Raw genomic sequence first — 22,025 nt, forward strand, 5'->3', positions numbered from 1 at the left:
TGCCACGAGCCAACTGCGGCCATTACTTTTAGGTCACGGATCCGAGTGATGGACAAAATTCAAGCTTCCACCGCCATCAAGTCCTGCCGGGCCGGTTCACCGTCGACGACGAATGCGTCGCCGTCCTCGGGAGTAAAAAGGCATAGATCGGACTCCGCGTGCGCCAGATCGGGTTTTTCCATCGCGCGCCGTTCCATCTCCAAAAATTTTTTAAGGCGGACCATCGCATGCGTCATGCTGCCGGCTACCCAACAATCTGGACATGGTCTCAATCCAAACTTTGTGGGCAATGGATTCGTCGCTCATACCTGCGGAAGATGGGTTGGATTGCCTCGGTGTGCCACCGGTTGTTTGACGAGCTTGGCCACCGGGTTCATTCACCGACTATGCTCGCAGAACTTCCAGCCATCATCGCTGCGATCGCGCCGGCAATTTCGGTTTCCGCGGGATTCATCGCGGTGACCACTTTCTTCCGATCCACCTTCGGAAAGCAGGACGAGGTGATCAAGCAACTGGGGAAGCGTGTGACCGAGCGATACGCGAAGGAAGAGTGGCGACTTAAAGCGGCCAAGGAACTCGTAGCAGTATTTGGTGAAGTCGCCCCCTTGGTTGGTCCGGTCCGAGAATCCGTGAAGCGAGACAATCTTCGACTACTGATGTTCGTTCTCGGAGCGGCTGGAATTCAGGTGATTGATTTCCCAACGAGCGCCAGTCCGTCAAATCCCGCATTCGAATTCTGGGATTTCGGACTTCTGGCCGCTCAAATGGGCGCAGTCCTAATTCCGCTTACCGACGGGATCATGGGCGAAGAGCGGCGCTTCCTCAAGAACTGCGCTGTGCTGCAGGACTGGGCTTTCGAATTACTGCACCGCGACGACGTCGTCCTCCTGAATAAGAAGATTGAAGAGAATCATGTCTTCAAAATGAGGGAAGGGGATACGAAAAAAGAAATCGCAAGTCGCGCTGATGAGATCCGAAAGAGAATAGAGGAAAATCGTCGGGAACAGAATCGGGGTGACGACACTTCCAAAGAGGATCCGAACCAACCCCGCCCTGATTAAGCGGAAACCACAACCGCCTCGAATCGATCGGCGATGAAGAAGGTCCGGTATGATCCGGGGACATAGGTAACAGATAGTCCAGGGACATGGGTAACACTAAGAAGGGCGTATGCCCTGGAAAGACGTGTCACCCATGGACCAGAAGATGCAGTTCGTCAGTTTGGCGGCCACCGGTCGCTTCAGCGTCTCGCAGTTGTGCGAAGACTTCGATATCAGTCGCAGGCGGGCTTAAGACGTCAGGGCTTAAGACGTCAGGGCTTGACTCTTGACAAAAGCCGCTCGACCGCGGCTCTGCCTTCCTTTTTCAGCAGTAACCGGCGCACGAACTGACTCGCACTGGCGGCCTGTCCCATTTCAAGGCGAGTTGCCAGCCAACCATTCGAGACGGAGGTGGACTGTTTTAACGCTGCCGCCAATAGCACCTTTTCCGGAGCTGACTTCCGCTTCCCCAACTTGCCCAAGTCGATCCGCGCGCTTGCCGCTAGGGCTACCAAACGATCCTCCCAGACCTGTTCACGTTCTTTGCGCAACTCTCCGGCACCGCTCCCCTTGAAGCGCTCCAGTTCTGCCCCTCGCTCCTTCATTTCCTCCATCTGTTGCTTTTTGAACTCAAACGAACCCAAGCACCAACCACGGCTCATCTTCTTCGCCACCAGCTCCTTCTTGCCCACCACATCCTCCGCGAGGAATTCCAAATACTCACCATAGCAACGCCAACCTCGAGCGGTGTCTTTCAGGCCGCCGGCCGTATCCAGCACGGTGGATGGATCGAGCCACGCCGGCCGGTGTTTTTTGTCCGCAAACCTAGCCAGACTACCTGGCCGATAACTCCAGGCTTCGGTCGCACTCACCACCTTGGCCCTTACCGGGTTGAGATGGATATAGTGGCAGACCTGCCCAAAGGCGTCTCCCGGCTCTACCAACAACGCCTTGTAGCGGCCCTGAAACGGTCGTCCAATTTGCGTCCGAATCACGTTGAATCGGCGGATCCAAGTCCCCTGCAGCCACTTCATTCCCTCGCTCAAGTTTGGCTCGGTCAGTTCGATCGCCAGGTGAAAGTGATTCCGCATCACCACGTAAGCGTGCACTCGCCATGCATACCGCTGCGCAGCCAGATCCAGCACCCGCTCAAACGCCTGCGCCGCCCCCTTCCCGCCAAAGATCGAGGACCGATAGTTCCCACGATTGATCACGTGGTAACACGCTCCTGCATATTCAATACGCCATGGTCGTGGCATCCCCAATCAGGCGTCACCGCCGGCAGTTTTGTCAAGAGTCAAGACCTGACGTCTTCCGCCCGTTTACCCCGCCTGACGTCTTCAGTCCGCCTGACGTCTTCAGTCCGCCCTGACGTCTTCAGTCCGCCCAACTGTCATCAAGGGCTGCACGCGCCTCCTTAAAAATCCATTCGAGGAACGCCGAGAACGAGGCGAAATGGAGTGTTTCGTTTCCCTTAGATAGTGCATTGGAGTCGTAAGCAAAGAGCCGTCCTTCCAATGGAAGATAGACGTAAGATTCTCCCGCGTGCTCCATGACTTTCAACGCAGGCGCCATCTCCGGTGGGAGGTTCCTAGATTCGGTCAAGGCACTGAAAGAACCGTCGTCACTACCGGCTAGAACAATATTGAACGGGCCAACCGTGGCGTTTCCAACCCCTACCACGAACGCCTCCATATCTTGGGGTAGCGCCGTTCCGATATAGTCCACTAACGGCCTGAGCTCCTCGGGGCCGACACGACCCCATACTCGCCCCTCAAGGCCATTGGATCGCAGCTTTTGCTGCATTTCTGATTTTGTCATTGGTCAGCTCCTAATTGCTTCGTTCGCCAGCGCCAATACGAAGGCACTTCTCGACGGAAGGCCTCTGCGGCAGCCGGATCTGTAACGCGCCAGCTTGGCAGCGGAGCGTTATGTTTAACCTTCTTATGCGGGGCGGACTAAAGACGTCAGGTCTTGACTCTTGACAAAAGCCGCTCGACCGCGCCTCGACCTTCCTTTTGCAGCAGTAACCGTCGCACGAACTGACTCGCACTGGCAGCCTGTCCCATTTCAAGGCGAGTTGCCAGCCAACCATTCGAGACGGAGGTGGACTGTTTTAACACTGCCGCCAATAGAACCTTTTCCGGAGCTGACTTCCGCTTCCCCAACTTGCCCAAGTCGATCCGTGCACTTGCCGCCAGGGCTACCAAACGGTCCTCCCAGACCTGTTCCCGTTCTTTGCGCAACTCTCCGGCACCGCTCCCCTTGAAGCGCTCCAGTTCTGCCCCTCGCTCCTTCATCTCCTCCAGCTGTTGCTTTTTGAACTCAAACGAGCCCAAGCACCAACCACGGCTCATCTTCTTCGCCACTAACTCCTTCTTTGCCACCGCGTCCTCTGCGAGGAATTCCAAATACTCACCATAGCAACGCCAACCTCGAGCGGTGTCTTTCAGGCCGCCGGCGGTATCCAGCACCGTGGACGGATCGAGCCACGCCGGTCTCTGCTTCTTGTCCGCAAACTTGGCCAAGCTACCTGGTCGGTAGCTCGATGCTTCAGTCGCACTCACCACCTTGGCCCTCACCGGGTTGAGATGGATATAGTGGCAGACCCGCCCAAAGGCGTCTCCCGGCTCGACCAACAACGCCTTGTAGCGGCCCTGAAACGGTCGTCCAATTTGAGTCCGGATCGCGTTAAACCGTCGGATCCAAGTCCCCTGCAGCCACTTCATTCCTTCGCTCAAGTTTGGCTCCGTCAGTTCGATCGCCAGGTGAAAGTGGTTCCGCATCACCACGTAAGCGTGCACTCGCCACGCATACCGTTCCGCGGCCAGATCCAGCACCCTCTCAAACGCCTCAGCCGCCCCCTTCCCGCCAAAGATCGAGGACCGATAGTTCCCACGATTGATCACATGGTAACACGCTCCCGCATATTCAATCCGCCATGGTCGTGGCATCCCCAATCAGGCGCCGCCGACCGCGCTTTTGTCAAGAATCAAGACCTGACGTCTTGAGTTCGTGCCTGACGTCTTGAGTTCGTGCGCCTCCGACCAACACAACAAGCTCAAAAGCTGTAACCCATGTCCTTGGACTATCTATTACCGATGTCCCCGGACCATTCCATCCAGTTACTCTACCGAGTCAAAATCCACGATTGATGACTGCTCAATCAAAGAACCAAACGAAATACCCAGTCCCTCAACCGCACCGCTCACAATATCCACAATGACAACATTGCCATCCGCCATTCCATTCAGTGCTAATAATACCTTTCGGCCATTCTTGCTGTTCATATTCCGAACAACTTCCCCAATCGCGAATGGTATAAATCCGCCTCCACCGTTCTCCTTTCGCCGCAGGAGATTCGGCTGATTGCGCAGCCAATACAAACTATCCTCACTTGTAAGACCGTTAATAGAGCCACGAAAACAAAGAAAATATTCAATTAATATCAATTGAGATTCGTTAATTTTATAAACATGAAATCCATCGACAGAACCCCCGTTCCACTCTCCATAGTATTCCTTAATCTCATCTGAAACCACCACTCCAGACTCGATACTGAACTCCTCAAAATCTCCATTCCTTTGAATGTGACCGTGTTTGAATGGGATTTCCATTTCAGATTCTGAATGTAACGTCAAAACGATGCCTAAATTAATCAGGAAGAGAAGATTAGTTTTCACCGGAGTAAGGAATTAATCTAACAGGATACTGAGGGAAGTGCTTTTTCAAGCCTTGATATCCAGCTTGATTGTCCACGGCTATCTGAAAACCCAGATTGCAGGAGGAGGATACCCGAGAAGCTCGGGAAAATTGCGCCTCTAGTGAAGTCAGCACCCGAGGATTAACGCCATCATTGTTTAGAAAACCATGTCTCGTCTTCGCCTCGTAGGCGAGATTCGGACCGACAAATGGCGTAGCGGCGTCGAAATTATACGCCTCATTATCCTGCGCGATGACTAATAGTTCAGCGGAAACCCCGCCCTGAAGACTTGCAGCATATTGATCATGATACCTATCTCCGCCACGAGAAGGAACCCTTGACATTTCACAACCAGCTTGACCACCTTCATCAACAGGCGGCAACCATGGAATGGGACCGGGTCTTGGCTTAGGTTCCGGGCTAGGCTTAGGTTCGACTTCGCCCACGATTTCATAGAATTGAGTCCTCCGGCCGCTCCCGACCGAATCGATGTAGGAGAAATTTTCGTATGCGTCATACAGTGCATATACGGAAACAACCGCGAGTGCCGCCCGCAGAAACAGGCTGATGGTCTGTGCCGCCTGAAGTTCCACAGCAATCGAGCTTCTCCCCGAGTAATCCACATAACCTACCGGATCATGGTGCGTATAGCTATACTTGTGTAATGTATACGGATCCCAACTGAAACCTTCAAAAATATCGGAATTCCAAAACCTTCCGTTCTCCGGGTTCATGAACCGTGCCCTAAGATAGTAGAGCCCGGCATCTGGATCCCACTGCTCTCCACGATAGAGATAGCTATTCTCAGTTAGCCCGACAGATGTAACAATAATACCAAAGGCATCGTATACATAGGTAACTGTAATTGAGCCGGATTCGTCGGTCAGTTCACGAACCGTGCCTCCTCCGTCGTAGACGTAGTAGTTTAGGTCGAACGTTGAAGCAGCGGGCGGCAGTGTTGCTTGGCTGATGAGGTCGTTGCCGTAGGTGTAGACCTTGGTGGTTGTTTCGAAACCGGGGTCACCGCCCCCGGCTACAGCAGAGGTGCGCTCTTCAAAGACTTGGGCGTAGCCGGTGAGGTTGTTGGTATCGACCAAGTAACTGGTGGTGCGCCCGACCGTGCCGACGCTGTTGACGATGAGCTTTTGGCGGCGGAGGCCGTCGGCGTCGTAGGCTACAATCACCGATGAACCGTCGCTGCGTGCGCGGACGATCAGGCGGTCTTCGAAGTCATACACGTCGGGATCCGACGTGGTAGCGAGTAGTGGGTAGCGAGTAGCGAGTTGATCGGAATTCAGCGTGTTGCCGTTGGCGTCGTAGGTGTCGCTGTCGAGCCAGTCGCGGACGTTGTAAGTGCTGGACTGGTCGGTGACGGCGGGGATCGACGAGAGGCGGGTGAGGCGATTGCCGACTTTATCGAGGTCGTAGGTCACGGTGCCGAGTTCCGCCGCGGTGGCCGATCCGGTGACGGTTTCACCGCGGAGGCGGTAGAGGTCGTCGTAGGCGTAGGTCGTGACTTTGAACGGACCAGACGGAGCTGGTCCCTCTGTGACCGATTGGCGGTGGCCACTGGCGCGCAGGGCGTAGGTGTAGTGGTGCAGGGAGCTTGCCGATCCGGGGTCACCGACCCCGGCTACAGCGGCTACCGTTACGTTCAGCGTGCGGAGGCGGTTGAGGGTGTCGTAGGTATAGGTGTGGGTGACCCCGTTGGGAGTGGCGACGGTTTCCAAGCTGCCATTGTCGTTATAGGTGTAGGCGGTGGCTTTGGCCGGCACACCCGTCGAGGCATCGTCGACATAAGCGAGGCGGTTGGCGTCGTCGTAGCGGTAGCCGATGTTTACGCCGTCGGCGTTGGACGAGACGACGTCCTGTAGGAGTCCGTTGGCGTAGTAGCCGTAGTCGAGTCGGCCGGCGGCGGTATCCTTGTAATCGAGGCGGCCACGTTCGTCGCGCGGGGTCGACTCGGCGTAGAGTTGGACATCGGACGCATTGTAGGTGCGCGCGGCGGTGCGGGCTCCGTTGTCGTCGTAGTCGTATTCGATGCGGGCGATGGCGTGGCTGTGGATGAGCGATGGATGGGTGACATCGGCCGTCTTCGTCTTGAGACGGTTGAGCGTATCGTAACCAAAAGTCGTGGTATGTCCGGCGAAGTCAGTGCGGTGCCAGAGGTTGCCCCATTCGTCGTAGTCGAGCACTTCGCTCACCTCGGCCACGCCATTGGCGGGATCGGACGGGAGCGTGCGGGTGAGCCGACGACCGAGCGCATCGGTGGCGTAGGTCGTCACCCGACCGAGCGCGTCGGTCTGTGTGGTTTGGTTACCAGCTTCGTCGTAGGCGTATCTCGTTGAAACGAGATCCGCAGTTGAAGGAGGCAAGCTGAAGTCGAAGTCCGACTCGACGAGTGACTGGTCGAGGTATTGGCGGACCTCAACGAGGCGGCCGAGGCCGTCGTAACGGTAACGCGTCAGCTTGCCTTCCTGATCGCTGACCGCGACACGACGACCGAGGGCGTCGTAGAAGGTCTCGGTCTGCGTGACCGGATGCTCGTCGGTGGCCGGGTGGATAACCAGGTAAGGACGGCCTTGTTCGTCGTAGCGGGTCTCCGTGGTGTTGCCTCGCGGATCGGTGATGTGGGTCACGTTGCCGGCGTTGTCGTATTGGTAGCCCGTGGTGAGATTGCCGGTGGCCAGGTGCTGAATGCTCTGCTTACGGCGCTGGAAGCATGAGCAGCCGTCTTCGTAAACGAACTCGGTGCGGTTGCCCAACTCGTCGTAGGTATCGGTGACGCGGCCCACCAAGTCATAGACGGTTTCCGTGCGCGGGTTGTCAGCGAGGCGAGGATCATCGGCGCTGGTCGGCGCGGCATCGTCGATGCCATCGTTGTCGTCGGGGAAGAGGGTGAAACGCTGCCGGCCTACGGCGTCGTAAACCATGAACGTGCGGTAACCGCGGCGATCCTGGGTCCAGATGCGGCGACCTTCAGCGTCGAAGCCGGCACGCTCGCTGGTGCCATCCGGATAGGTAGTGGCGACTACGTTGCCGCGATCGTCATAGTCCATCGAGGTGATGCGAGCGGCGGAGTCGTCACCCGCTTCGTAAGCGGCCACGCTGGTCGATTGCACGCTGGCGGCTTCAGCACCGAAGGACGTGTAACGCATTTCCATGACGCGGCCATCGGGCAGGATGGTGGCCACAAGGCGGTTCTCCGCATCGAAGCGGTAAGCCGTCACGATGTCTTCGCTGGATCCGTCGAGCAGCGTGCGCGTAACGATCTGAGCGAGCTGGTTCTGCTGGGCGTCGAGGATCGAGCGCGTGCTGCGCAGCACCGTGCCCTCGGCGTCGGTCACGGTGGTGGTGACGAGTTGGGTGGCGGTCGGGTAACTGGCGTCGGAGTAGCCATAATCGTAATCCGTGTCCGTCACTGTAAGCAGCGCATCGGTGATGGTATCGAGCGTGCCGTCGGCGTTGTAGGTGTAGGTGGTGGTGGCGGCTTCGGCGGTCCCGTAGCCTACGGTATGCGTAAGCAGGTCGTTGGTGACGGGATCGTAGGTGAAGGACTGCACGCGACCGTCGGGGTCGGTCATGAAGAGCGGTGCACTGCGGCTGTTGTAGGACGTGCGCGTCGTGTAACCAATCGTCGGCGTAGCCGCATCCTCGGTGGCGTCGGCACCGATGGTTTCGACGGTGACGTTGCCGCGGGCATCATAGGCCATCGAAGTCACGTTGCCGTAGTGATCGATGCGCAGTCGCTCGCGGTCGCTGTCGGGGTAGTAGGAAAACTCAGTGACAGCACCCATGGCATCGAGCTGGGTCGTGATGTTACCGCGTTCGTCGTAGTAGTAAGTGGTCGGATTGCCGAGGCGGTCGGTGATGGTCTCGAAGCGACCGGTGGCGTCGATGCCGCGGTCGAAGATCGTCTCCTTGCCATCAGCATCGATCTGCTTCTTCAGGCGACCGTTTCCATCGTATTCGGAGCGCAGGGCCGGGAGGCCGCGCGGATCGAGAATGCGTGTGAGGTAGGTCGGGAAGTTGGGGTTCTCGTAGAAGAACTGCGTGGTATCGAGCTCACGATCGGTGACTGACTCGAGGCGGCCCTCCGTGTCGTAGAGGTAATCGATCTGCCGCCCTACGAGATCTTCGATGTAGTCCACGCGACCCGTGGCATCGCGCACGATGGACACGGTGCGTTCGATTGGATCGGTATCGGTCACCTGCGCGGAGGTGATCGTGTCGATGCGTTGATTGGCGTCGCGACCGAGGGTGAGCTCATTGCCGGTGAGGTCATGCATCTCGAGTAGACCGAGCTGTTCGTCGAGGATCATCACCGTGCCGTCGCTGGTGGTGAGGCGGAACCGGGTCGGGTTGAACGGAATGTAGTCGAAGTCGCCGTATTCGCCGAGGTAGAGATCCTGATCGCCCGTGCCATCGATCCAGAACTGTTCGGCTAGCACACCAGTGGCGTCGATCGGCTCAAGGGTCGCTGTCGTGTCGCCGAGCGGGTAGAACTTGTAGAGCCCCTCGCGGACGATGGAGGCGAAGGACCGGTAATCGGGATCGCCGGGGCGATTCTTCACCAAGGCGCCGGCGCGGAAGCGATGGGTCTCACCGTCCGGCATGGCGATCGTTACGATACGTTCGTCGATCGGCAACACGTCGTAGAACTGTATACCGTCGCCCGACTGCGGCGTCTGCCACCAGGCCGTGCCGAGGTTGCGGTTCTTCTGCACGCGCACGTTACCCACCGCGATCCACCAACCGGGCCCGAAGTCCCCTACTCGCTGGTCACGACTGTCATAGGTGCGGGTGATCGAAATCGGAATACCGGGGGTCGGCACCGACAGGTCTTCGAACGCGATCGAGAAGGCACCGATCTTCATGTTGCCGTCCACCACGACGGCGAGTGGACCGTAGGTCGTAGTGCCGCCAGCGGAGGCGACAACCAGGCGCAACTCGTAAATGCCATTGAGCAAGAGAGTCGGATCGAAGATTCCGATCACATCCGGAACAGCTGCCGACTCGCCAGTCGCTGCCGTGCCAACCGGATCGATGCCGGAGGCGACACTGATCCACGGTTCAGCAGAGCCCGACGTGTCATCGCCCGACGGCCGGAGGCGGTATTCAAGATTCCATGACTGCAAGGATCCTGACGAGATCACGCCGGAGACTTCGGTTGGCGCGGAGATACGGCTATCCTCGGCCGGACTGGCGATGAAGGCACCCGCGCCAACGACATCCGGATCGTCGGAGACGGTGATTGAGATTTCGGGAGAAGTGGTTGCGAATCCCGCGTTGTCCGTGGCAACGGCGGTGAAGGTGTAGGAGCCGGCCGAGAGTCCGTTGGTGAGCGGCCAGAAAAAGACGTCGGGCTCGTCCGCGGAGGGCAGGGTTTGTTCGCCGAGTTTCTCCGCGCCGTTGAAGAATTCGACCTTCGCGATAGCCACGTCATCCGTCGCGACCGCAGCGATCTCGAAGTAGGTGTCGGCCAACAAAATGTTACCGTCGGCCGGTTCAAAGATCGTGATCGAGGGAGGCGTGCCATCTGGCGACTCGGCAACCTCAACGGTCACTTCGTCGAAGGCCGACAACTCCCCGTCGTCGACCGTGAGCCGCAGCACATAGGTGCCTGCTGTATCGAAGGTGAACGAAGGCTCCGCGATCGCGGGGTCACTCACCGCAACCAAGCCCGGCCCACTCTGCTTAGTCCAGAGATAGGTCAACGCCGCCGGCGGATCCGGCAGACCGTCGTCCGCGACGAGGATCGCCGCGGAGACCGGAACCCCGACAAACGCCGACCGCGGCTCCGAGGCGACGACAAAGGGAGCAACGTTATGTAGCACCGGCGGTTTTCCCTGGGCGCCTGAGGCATGGATCGCCGCGATCTCCGCCGCACTGAGCGGCCGACCATAGAGCGCTATCTCGTCGAGCACGCCTTGGAAGTAGCGGTTCTCCCGACGCAAGGACCCGATCTGCAGGTCGTAGGTCGTCTGCATCCGCAGGTTCGCCGCCTGCGCCTGGTCGAGGATCATCACGCCGTTGCGATACAGCCGGACTCGGCCCGTCACTCGATCGTAGGTCACCGCCACGTGCGTCCACGTGTTCGCCGTAAAGACGTTGTCTGCCTGCACTCCTAGACTGCTGCCGCTGGTCGGGCGCAACTCTGCGTAGAGGCCTCGGCCGTTGTTCCATTGCCGTAGGCTCAGACCTTCGGATCCTTCGTTCGCCCATAGCACCAACGGCACGTCCTGTGTTCGGCTCGGGTTTACCCATAACTCGATCGTGAAGCCTGCTTCACTCACTCCAAGGTCCAGATCGGCGTGTTTCGTGATGCGTCCATGGTCGTTCACGCCGTCAAAGGTAAAGCCTTGCGACACTTGACCCGTCCCGTAGCCCGCTCCTTGCAGCAGCTCCACATCGTGGCCTCCGTTGATTTGCTCGTGCGGATCGCCATTACCCGGCCACCACGCCGCCATATCTGTCGGCACGGCTGCGTCGAACACGACGTCCGCTCGCACCAACACCACGTCAGGCGTCGCTTGCAGGAGTCCATCATCCGCATCCAGTTGCAGCAGGTAAGTGCCTGCTTCGCTGAACGACACGCTGGTGGACGCGCTGCTCGCATCGCCAAAGATGACGGTCGCTCCCGCTGGACCTTCTACCAAGGCCCATCCCACGGTGAGCGCGCTGCCCGCCGGCTCGCCATCATCACTCACGGTGCCGGTGAGCGTGGTGCTCAGAGTCGTGATCGATTGATCCGCTCCGGCATAAACCACCGGAGCCAGATTGCCATCGAGCGGCGGTTTTCCCTGCGCGCCCGAGGCATGGATCGCCGCGATCTCCGCCGCACTGAGCGGCCGACCATAGAGCGCTATCTCGTCGAGCACGCCTTGGAAGTAGCGGTTCTCCCGACGCAAGGACCCGATCTGCAGGTCGTAGGTCGTCTGCATCCGCAGGTTCGCCGCCTGCGCCTGGTCGAGGATCATCACGCCATTGCGATACAGCCGGACTCGGCCCGTCACTCGATCGTAGGTCACCGCCACGTGCGTCCACGTGTTCGCCGTAAAGACGTTGTCTGCCTGCACTCCTAGACTGCTGCCGCTGGTCGGGCGCAACTCTGCGTAGAGGCCTCGGCCGTTGTTCCATTGCCGTAGGCTCAGACCTTCGGATCCTTCGTTCGCCCATAGCACCAACGGCACGTCCTGTGTTCGGCTCGGGTTTACCCATAACTCGATCGTGAAGCCTGCTTCACTCACTCCAAGGTCCAGATCGGCGTGTTTCGTGATGCGTCCATGGTCGTTCACGCCGTCAAAGGTAAAGCCTTGCGACACTTGACCCGTCCCGTAGCCCGCTCCTTGCAGCAGCTCCACATCGTGGCCTCCGTTGATTTGCTCGTGCGGATCGCCATTACCCGGCCACCACGCCGCCATATCTGTCGGCACGGCTGCGTCGAACACGACGTCCGCTCGCACCAACACCACGTCAGGCGTCGCTTGCAGGAGTCCATCATCCGCATCCAGTTGCAGCAGGTAAGTGCCTGCTTCGCTGAACGACACGCTGGTGGACGCGCTGCTCGCATCGCCAAAGATGACGGTCGCTCCCGCTGGACCTTCTACCAAGGCCCATCCCACGGTGAGCGCGCTGCCCGCCGGCTCGCCATCATCACTCACGGTGCCGGTGAGCGTGGTGCTCAGAGTCGTGATCGATTGATCCGCTCCGGCATAAACCACCGGAGCCAGATTGCCATCGAGCGGCGGTTTTCCCTGGGCGCCTGAGGCATGGATCGCCGCGATCTCCGCCGCACTGAGCGGCCGACCATAGAGCGCTATCTCGTCGAGCACACCTTGGAAGTAACGGTTCTCCCGCCGCAGCGACCCGATCTGCAGATCGTAGGTCGTCTGCATCCGCAGGTTCGCCGCCTGCGCCTGGTCGAGGATCATCACGCCATTGCGATACAGCCGGACTCGGCCCGTCACTCGATCGTAGGTCACCGCCACGTGCGTCCACGTGTTCGCCGTAAAGACGTTGTCTGCCTGCACTCCTAGACTGCTGCCGCTGGTCGGGCGCAACTCTGCGTAGAGGCCTCGGCCGTTGTTCCATTGCCGTAGGCTCAGACCTTCGGATCCTTCGTTCGCCCATAGCACCAACGGCACGTCCTGTGTTCGGCTCGGGTTTACCCATAACTCGATCGTGAAGCCTGCTTCACTCACTCCAAGGTCCAGATCGGCGTGTTTCGTGATGCGTCCATGGTCGTTCACGCCGTCAAAGGTAAAGCCTTGCGACACTTGACCCGTCCCGTAGCCCGCTCCTTGCAGCAGCTCCACATCGTGGCCTCCGTTGATTTGCTCGTGCGGATCGCCATTACCCGGCCACCACGCCGCCATATCTGTCGGCACGGCTGCGTCGAACACGACGTCCGCTCGCACCAACACCACGTCAGGCGTCGCTTGCAGGAGTCCATCATCCGCATCCAGTTGCAGCAGGTAAGTGCCTGCTTCGCTGAACGACACGCTGGTGGACGCGCTGCTCGCATCGCCAAAGATGACGGTCGCTCCCGCTGGACCTTCTACCAAGGCCCATCCCACGGTGAGCGCGCTGCCCGCCGGCTCGCCATCATCACTCACGGTGCCGGTGAGCGTGGTGCTCAGAGTCGTGATCGATTGATCCGCTCCGGCATAAACCACCGGAGCCAGATTGCCATCGAGCGGCGGTTTTCCCTGGGCGCCTGAGGCATGGATCGCCGCGATCTCCGCCGCACTGAGCGGCCGACCATAGAGCGCTATCTCGTCGAGCACACCTTGGAAGTAACGGTTCTCCCGCCGCAGCGACCCGATCTGCAGATCGTAGGTCGTCTGCATCCGCAGGTTCGCCGCCTGCGCCTGGTCGAGGATCATCACGCCATTGCGATACAGCCGGACTCGGCCCGTCACTCGATCGTAGGTCACCGCCACGTGCGTCCACGTGTTCGCCGTAAAGACGTTGTCTGCCTGCACTCCTAGACTGCTGCCGCTGGTCGGGCGCAACTCTGCGTAGAGGCCTCGGCCGTTGTTCCATTGCCGTAGGCTCAGACCTTCGGATCCTTCGTTCGCCCATAGCACCAACGGCACGTCCTGTGTTCGGCTCGGGTTTACCCATAACTCGATCGTGAAGCCTGCTTCACTCACTCCAAGGTCCAGATCGGCGTGTTTCGTGATGCGTCCATGGTCGTTCACGCCGTCAAAGGTAAAGCCTTGCGACACTTGACCCGTCCCGTAGCCCGCTCCTTGCAGCAGCTCCACATCGTGGCCTCCGTTGATTTGCTCGTGCGGATCGCCATTACCCGGCCACCACGCCGCCATATCTGTCGGCACGGCTGCGTCGAACACGACGTCCGCTCGCACCAACACCACGTCAGGCGTCGCTTGCAGGAGTCCATCATCCGCATCCAGTTGCAGCAGGTAAGTGCCTGCTTCGCTGAACGACACGCTGGTGGACGCGCTGCTCGCATCGCCAAAGATGACGGTCGCTCCCGCTGGACCTTCTACCAAGGCCCATCCCACGGTGAGCGCGCTGCCCGCCGGCTCGCCATCATCACTCACGGTGCCGGTGAGCGTGGTGCTCAGAGTCGTGATCGATTGATCCGCTCCGGCATAAACCACCGGAGCCAGATTGCCATCGAGCGGCGGTTTTCCCTGCGCGCCCGAGGCATGGATCGCCGCGATCTCCGCCGCACTGAGCGGCCGACCATAGAGCGCTATCTCGTCGAGCACGCCTTGGAAGTAGCGGTTCTCCCGACGCAAGGACCCGATCTGCAGGTCGTAGGTCGTCTGCATCCGCAGGTTCGCCGCCTGCGCCTGGTCGAGGATCATCACGCCGTTGCGATACAGCCGGACTCGGCCCGTCACTCGATCGTAGGTCACCGCCACGTGCGTCCACGTGTTCGCCGTAAAGACGTTGTCTGCCTGCACTCCTAGACTGCTGCCGCTGGTCGGGCGCAACTCTGCGTAGAGGCCTCGGCCGTTGTTCCATTGCCGTAGGCTCAGACCTTCGGATCCTTCGTTCGCCCATAGCACCAACGGCACGTCCTGTGTTCGGCTCGGGTTTACCCATAACTCGATCGTGAAGCCTGCTTCACTCACTCCGAGGTCCAGATCGGCACTTGCCTTCACGGTGCGACTCAGTTCGCGGGTTCCAAAGTCGTAGCCCAGACCCACTTTACCCGGAACATAGATCGCATCTCGGGTGCCGCCTAAAATATGATTGGAGACGACATCCAAATTGGAGCCATTCAACGGCCACCATGCCACGGCGTCGTTCGGAATCAGTGCATCGTAGCGGAAACCGATGCGAAACTCTGCCAAATCACTTCGCTCCTCCTGCCCGTCGGTCGCGGAGAGTTTGAGAACGTGGAGGCCTGCTTGAGTGAAAGCTATCTCCGGTTGAATACTGTTGGTATCGCTGAACACCACCGCAGCGGCATTGCCCAAAATTCGCCATTCCACCGCCAGTGCATTCCCGCGAGGCAAACCGTCGTCCGTCACAACGGCTTGCGGGCGAATGGAGTCGCTGAGGTCCGACACGACCTCGTCAGGACCGGCATAGACCAAAGGGGGCTCATTGATCTCAACAAGGATCTCCACCTCATCAAAAACCTCAAACTCGCCGTCGCTGACGGTGAGGCGGAAGCGATAGGTCCCCGGGTCGAGCATCGATACGAGGCTCGTGGCGGCATCGGGGTCTTCGATGAACGCGAACCCGGGACCATCCTCCAAAGTCCATTGGTAGCTGAGCTGTCCTGGAGCAGGTAATCCATCATCAATCACGCTTCCTTGCAAAGTGTAGGACGCCGAAACCGCCGAACGCGAATAAAGCGCCATCAAGTCACGCTCTTGGTAACGATTTACCACCGAAGTGAGCGGATCGTCCGGGTCGATCACGATAACCGGGTTCCCGTTTTGGTAAAACAGCGTCTCGATCCCCTCAAAAATGGGGTGATCCGAATTCACCGCCAACGTGCCACTGACCCCGTTATAAGGAAAACTGTAGGCCAGACCGAAATATTCCAGAAAGTCGTTATACCAACTCGCCTCCACGTGGGCGTCACAACCGCACCATTTGGTTCCGGCACTGATATAGACACTCCCCCCTCCTTCGACGTATTGGATGAGGATCGCATTGTCGACGTCGTTGGCCGCAAGGAAGACGGCATCGAACTCAAGGAGTGTCTCCAGCGTGAAAGGTATTTCCGAACTCACTACCCATTCGTGACCGTCCGCTTCGAGTGCAGCCTTGAGAGAGTCTCCAGTGTAGGCGAAATCTACCGAACCGGGAACGGTATCGGTGTAAGCGAGGAACCGCCCCGGCCGCCCTCCGGTAAACCAATGCGCCATGTTCTGTGCAAACAGACCGGCGTAGGGACTGGCCGCAAATCCTTCCTCGGTCAAAGTCCACTCGTCGTGATTGAGGATGATATTTCCGTAGGGACTGATTTCAGTGCTCGTCCCAACTGCTGCGGTCGCGTCCAATCCGGCATCCACTGTTGGCGGTTGATTGGGGGCCGCTACCATTATCGTCACAACACCAGGGTCTGAGTCCAAAACTCCATCGTTGGCGAGGAATGCAAAACTGTCGCTCCCGGAAAACCCGGGCTCTGGGGAATAAGTGAGTGCAGGAGCAGTTCCTGACAAGACTCCGTGCTCTGGCTGAGCGACGACCAGAAAAGTGAGGGGATCACTCTCAAGATCCGATGCAGTCAAGGTCAGCGAAACCGGGGTATTTTGAAAGGTTGTCACCCCTTGAGAGATCGCCGCAGGGGCGTCATTGACCGGTGCGACTTCGATCGTGATCGATGCAGGCGCGGAGATCAGGGACCCATCACTCACCTGGAAAGTGAAGCTGTCGCTTCCGTTGGCATTCGGACTCGGGATGTAGGTCAGGTCAGGCGCAACCCCGCTGAGCGTGCCGACGGTGGGTCCATCGATGACGACATACGTGAGCACGTCGCCATCGACATCGATTCCAGCCAAGGTGATTGCGACCGCCGTGTCCTCGAGGGCATCTACGGTTTGGGCAGAGGCGATGGGTGCATCGTTCGTAGGTGTAATCTGAATACTCACGATCGCGGGGGCCGATTCGCTCTCTCCATCCGTGACGCGGAATGCGAATGCGTCCGAACCGTTGAAATCGGGATTCGGGGTGTAGCTCACGTTTGGCGCGATGCCGCTGAGACTGCCATACGCGGGATTTGCATCGATCACGTAGGTGAGCCCATCGCCGTCGATATCCGTGCCGGTTAGCGTGATGGGGAGCGAGGTATCCTCCGCCGTCGTGACGCTCTGGTCATCCGCTGCGGGGACGTCGTTCACGGGTGCCACTTCGATCGTGATCGTGGTCTCGGCGGAATCGAGTTCACCGTCATTGGCGACGACAACAAAGCTGTCCGTGCCGTTAAAGTTGGCGGTCGGCGTGTAAGTTAATTCCCCCGCCGCATCCACGCTCAGCGCACCATTGGTCGGCCCGGCGGTGATGGTAAACGTGAGTGGGTCATCTTCGATATCGGTGGCCGTGAGCGTAAACGTGAGCGGCTCATCTTCGGTCGCAGCGAGGGTGGCGGCTTCGACAACCGGTGCGTCGTTGATCGGCAGGATGGTGAGTGCAATGAGTGCGGGCGCAGAATCGGCCTGACCGTCGTTCACCGTTATCACAAATTCGTCGGTGCCGTAATAGTCTTCGTCCGGCGTGTAGGTCGGCGCGAAGGGATCGCCCGACAGGGTGCCATGAACCGGCGGCGTGACCACGGTCAGCGTGAGCGCATCCCCTTCCGCATCAAATGTCGCCAGCTCGACAACCACCGCCGAATCTTCGTCCAGTTCCACCTCGGCCGCAGCCACGCTGGGCGCATCGTTCACCGCGGTCACAGTGATCGCGACGGTCGCTGGAGCAGAATCGACAGTGCCATCATTCACCACGAAGGTGAACGCGTCGGGGCCCGCGAAGTTCGCCTCCGGCGTGTAACTCAGCGCTGGCGCGGTTCCGCTCAGCGAACCGTGGGTCGGTCCCTCGATTACGGTGTAGCTCAGGGCATCTCCATCGATATCGCTTCCGGTCAAAGTGAACGCCACCGACGTGTCTTCGTCGGTCGAGACGGACTGCCCGGCCGCCACCGGCAGATCGTTGCCGGGCGTGACGATGAGTGTCACGGTGGCCGGGGTCGAATCCAGCAAAGCATCGCTGGCGAGATAGGTGAAACTGTCGCCGCCGTTGAAGTCCGGCGTCGGCGTGTAGGTGGCCGTTGTTCCGACCAGCACCAACGTGCCGTGCGCCGGGCCCTCCAAGATGGCAAACGTCAGCACGTCACCGTCATCGACATCGACACCGCTCAGCTCGATGGCGAGCGCGACGTCCTCAGACGTGGACACCGTCAGGTCGTCGGCTGCGGGGGCGTCATTCACCGATGCAACGACGAGTTCGACCGTCGCGACGTTCGAGTCGGCGCTCCCGTCGTTCACGACGAACGTGAAGGTATCGCCACCATGGTAGTTGGCCGCCGGCGTGTAAGTGAGATCCGGTGCGGTGCCGGACAGGGTGCCGTGGGTCGGGGCGTCGACGATTACGTAAGCCAGCGCGTCGCCATCGATATCGGTGCCGACCAACGGGATCGCAGCGCTGTCGTCTTCCGCCAACTCGACCCGTTGCGAGGCCGCGACGGGCACGTCGTTGACCGGCTGCACAGTGACGGTGATCGTTGCTGGCGCGGACTCCAACTGGCCATCTGAAGCCGTGACCGTGAAGGTGTCCTCACCATAAAAATTCTCGAGCGGCGTGTAGGTAACCTGGCTGCCGACCAACACCACGGCACCCGAGATCGGCGCGGTCGCGATAACGAAGCTCAAGCTGTCGCCATCAGGGTCGCTGCCGCTCAGCGCAAACTCGACGGCCGTATCTTCGAGCGTCGTCACCGCCTGGGTGGACGCACTCGGCGCGTCATTCAAATTGGAGACTGCAAGCGTCACCGTGCCCACGTTCGACGTGATTGATCCATCGGAGGCGCGGAACGTGAACACGTCGGTTCCGTTCGTGTTGGCTGGCGGCGTGTAAGTCAGATCCGGAGCGGTGCCATCGAGCGTGCCGAGGATCGGCGCATCGATGATCGCAAAACTCAGGACATCCCCATCGACGTCGGTTGCCGGTAGCGTGATCGCGAGCGTATCACCTTCATCGACCGCGAGGGTGAGGTCGCTCGCCACCGGCGCGTCATTGATCGGGTGGATCACCAGCGAGACGGTGGCAACCGACGATGTCAGTGCGCCATCGGAGCTCGTGTAGGTGAAACTGTCCGCGCCGTGGAAGTTGGGATCCGGCGTGTAAGTGAGCGTGTCGCCCGCGCCGCTCAGCACGCCGAAGCTTGGTGCATCAGCGACCGCGAAACTAAGGGTGTCGCCGTCCACGTCGTTGCCGCTCAAGCTCACCGCGACCGGCGTGTCTTCGTCAAGTGACGCGCTCACGTCGTCCGCCGTCGGCGCATCGTTCACCGCCGCGACCGTAATGGTGAACGTCGCCAGGTTCGAATCGCCGGCCCCGTCCGACGCGCGGTAGGTGAAGGAATCGGTGCCGTTAAAATTGGCCGCGGGAGTGTAAGTAAGGCCGGGCGCCGTGCCCGACAGGCCACCGCTGGTCGGGGCATCCACCACCGTGTAGCTGAGAGCATCGCCGTCCGCATCGTTCGCCACCAGCTCAACGTCGGCCGGGTTGTCCTCATTGGTCACTATAGCCAAATCTTCCGCGACCGGCAGGTCGTTCACCGACTGGACCACGAGCGTGACCGTGGCCGGCATCGAAACCAAACTTCCGTCAGACACCGTGAAGCTGAAAGCGTCTTCGCCGGCGAAGTTCGCAAAAGGCGAGTAGCTCACCTGCGCCCCTACCAACGTCAACGACCCAGAAACCGGCTGCGTATCGATCGCGAAACTCAGACTGTCGCCATCCGGATCGCTGCCCGTGAGCGTAAACTCGACCGCGGTGTCTTCCAGGGAGTTGATCGTCTGGGCGTGTGCCGTCGGCACATCATTCAGGTTGGTGATGCTGATCGTGACCGCACCGACTTCGGAATACGCCGAACCGTCGAATACCCGATAGGTGATTGTTTCGACTCCATTGGTGTTCGCATTAGGCGCGTAATCCAAGTCGGGCAAGGTGCCGCTCACTGCGCCCAAGACCGGCGCGGTAAGCAGCTCGTAGCTCAACGCGTCGCCATCCACGTCGGTCGCCGGCAACACGAACGCGAGCGTATCACCTTCATCGACCGCGAGGGTGAGGTCACCGGCCACCGGCGCGTCATTGATCGGGTTGATCAACAGAGATACCGTCGCCGCCGCCGAAGTCAGTGCGCCGTCGGAGCTCGTGTAGGTGAAACTGTCCGTGCCGTGGAAGTTGGGATCCGGCGTGTAAGTGAGCGTGCCGCCCGCGCCGCTCAGCACGCCGAAGCTCGGTGCATCAGCGACCGCGAAACTAAGGGTGTCGCCGTCCACGTCGTCGCCGCTCAAGCTCACCGCGACCGTCGTGTCTTCGTCGAGTGACGCGCTCACGTCGTCCGCCGTCGGCGCATCGTTCACCGCCGCGACCGAGATGGTGACTGTCGCCAGGTTCGAATCGCCTGCCCCATCCGACGCGCGGTAGGTGAAGGAATCGGTGCCGTTAAAATTGGTCGCGGGAGTGTAAGTAAGCCCGGGCGCCGCGCCGGACAGGACACCGCCGGTCGGTGCATCCACCACCGTGAACAAAAGCGCATCGCCGTCGGCATCGCTCGCCAGCAGGCCGACTGCGACCGGGGCATCCTCGTCGGTCGCGATCGCCACGTCCACCGCGACTGGCAACTGGTTCGGGACTGCCGCCGCGCGCAACTCCAACACACCACCGCTGTTGACCGTGAGTCGATCGGCGACGACACCACCGACCACGCGGCCATTGATATTCACCGTGCCATTCGGGGCCTCGATGAAACCATACAGCACGGCCCCGCTGTTGTCGTTGAGGCCGCCTGAATGCACCCGAAACTTCAGCCAGGACGGGTTGGCCGGATTACCCGCCAACGCGTTGAGATTCAGATCATATCGCACGGTCACAATCACCGGCCCGACCACCGAAAGCACCGAATTGCTGTTCAGAGTGAGACATTGGAAATGATAGATCGCAGGCTCGGTGGCACCCGGCACCCCGAGCACAAAGCCCGCCCCGCTGTTGGCGGCGAAATCACCGTAGGTTCCGGCCGGGACCGTGACATTGCCCACACCGCTGTTGAGATTCAGATTACGCAGGGTCGCAAAGTCCCCCGGCGACTCAGAACCATTGTTCAGATTTACATAACGGTTGCCGGTGGGATTCGGCGGCGCGGAAACCGTCGGTAGGGCAACCGCATCGACCCGACGAACGATGCCACCGATGGAAGATCCGCTGTTGATGGTGATGCCGTAATTGCTCGGAGCGGCACTCCCGTCAGCATCCACGATCAGGCCAATCTCCGGACTACCGTTTTGATTAATCTGCGGCGAGCCGGGCACCCGCAGCTCGCCGGTGATCTGCGCCCCGCTGTTCATATTCATCCACTCTCCCAGCATCATCTGCACGCTGCCCTCGACCTGACCATTGATCTGCGGGGCATGACGCACTTGGGCGACGGGATCGTCGGCTTGCGCGAAAAGCGGCGCAGAGAGACCGACAAGAAAGCTAAGCAGCATAAGGCGCGAAAACCCGCGCGGAGGCAAAAGGTGGCAGGACATATCGGGAAGAAGCTGTTCCAGAAAGCCGGCCAGTGGCACTCAGGGTGCGGTCACCCTACCTCGCTGCAAACAGGCGTCAATAATTCATAAAATATTGATGCGCATTTGCTTCTATAACCCGTTAGCTAGGGACTATTATCCATTCAGTGCCTGAGACAACTAAGCTAATAACCGCTTCAAGTTTTAACTCTGCACCACAAAAACTCTAACCGGATAATCCGAATCGGCGTGGAACCTACGCCTTGAGACCGACGACCAAGCCAATTCCCGAACCAGATATGTCGCGCCCACTCGCGGCGAGGGACGGGCTTGTAGCGCAAGGGTTAGTTCCGAGTGCGAAGCGCGATATCTCGGCATCGAAATTCGATGCAGGCACAGGGGACCTGTCTCCTGCGGATTTCCACACTGGACGCCTCGCCCGAAATCACACCATTTTTCCCATCGGAGCGGGCTTGTAGCTCAATGGTTAGAGCAGGGGACTCATAATCCCTTGGTCAAGGAGCGATTCTCCCTCTGAAATGGCCTTCTGAAAAC

Annotated in this window: 8 protein-coding genes and 1 tRNA gene; 3 read left to right on the forward strand and 6 right to left on the reverse strand. The window is 59.6% G+C overall.

Going from position 1 to position 22,025, the window contains the following annotated elements:
* Positions 1 to 59 precede the first annotated feature (59 nt).
* Positions 60 to 236: a hypothetical protein gene (locus K1X11_RS12960; protein ID WP_221032744.1), complete on the reverse strand. Its 177-nt coding sequence runs from the start codon at positions 234 to 236 to the stop codon at positions 60 to 62.
* Positions 237 to 386: 150 nt separating this feature from the next.
* On the opposite strand from K1X11_RS12960, the gene K1X11_RS12965 reads away from it, so the two are divergent.
* A complete protein-coding gene (locus tag K1X11_RS12965; protein ID WP_221032743.1) occupies positions 387 to 1,061 on the forward strand; it encodes a hypothetical protein in 675 nt (224 codons plus the stop codon).
* Positions 1,062 to 1,170: 109 nt separating this feature from the next.
* Positions 1,171 to 1,293: a hypothetical protein gene (locus tag K1X11_RS12970; RefSeq protein ID WP_255599992.1), complete on the forward strand. Its 123-nt coding sequence runs from the start codon at positions 1,171 to 1,173 to the stop codon at positions 1,291 to 1,293.
* 19 nt (positions 1,294 to 1,312) lie between these two features.
* Here the strand turns inward: K1X11_RS12970 and K1X11_RS12975 are convergent, their stop codons facing one another.
* The 5 genes from K1X11_RS12975 to K1X11_RS12995 all read right to left on the reverse strand — a co-directional run bounded on the left by K1X11_RS12975 (position 1,313) and on the right by K1X11_RS12995 (position 21,449).
* The gene (locus K1X11_RS12975; protein WP_221032742.1) at positions 1,313 to 2,254 is read right to left on the reverse strand and encodes a transposase; all 942 of its coding nucleotides are present in this window, start codon (positions 2,252 to 2,254) and stop codon (positions 1,313 to 1,315) included.
* Between the two features lie 163 nt (positions 2,255 to 2,417).
* Positions 2,418 to 2,861 carry a hypothetical protein gene (locus tag K1X11_RS12980; protein WP_221032741.1) on the reverse strand — a complete coding sequence of 148 codons (444 nt, stop codon included), beginning with the start codon at positions 2,859 to 2,861 and terminating at the stop codon, positions 2,418 to 2,420.
* Between the two features lie 146 nt (positions 2,862 to 3,007).
* Entirely contained in the window at positions 3,008 to 3,949 is a 942-nt protein-coding gene (locus K1X11_RS12985) for a transposase (RefSeq protein WP_221032740.1), read from the reverse strand.
* A gap of 216 nt (positions 3,950 to 4,165) precedes the next feature.
* Positions 4,166 to 4,723: a hypothetical protein gene (locus tag K1X11_RS12990; protein WP_221032739.1), complete on the reverse strand. Its 558-nt coding sequence runs from the start codon at positions 4,721 to 4,723 to the stop codon at positions 4,166 to 4,168.
* Positions 4,713 to 21,449 (reverse strand): Ig-like domain-containing protein, encoded by a 16,737-nt coding sequence (locus tag K1X11_RS12995; protein WP_324725975.1) that lies wholly within the window; start codon positions 21,447 to 21,449, stop codon positions 4,713 to 4,715. Before K1X11_RS12995 ends, K1X11_RS12990 begins: the two co-directional genes overlap by 11 nt.
* A 491-nt stretch (positions 21,450 to 21,940) precedes the next feature.
* On the opposite strand from K1X11_RS12995, the gene K1X11_RS13000 reads away from it, so the two are divergent.
* Positions 21,941 to 22,016 (forward strand) — tRNA-Ile (locus K1X11_RS13000).
* The last annotated feature ends 9 nt before the right edge of the window (positions 22,017 to 22,025 follow it).

The sequence above is a fragment of the Actomonas aquatica genome (genome assembly GCF_019679435.2).
Taxonomy (GTDB): domain Bacteria; phylum Verrucomicrobiota; class Verrucomicrobiia; order Opitutales; family Opitutaceae; genus Actomonas; species Actomonas aquatica.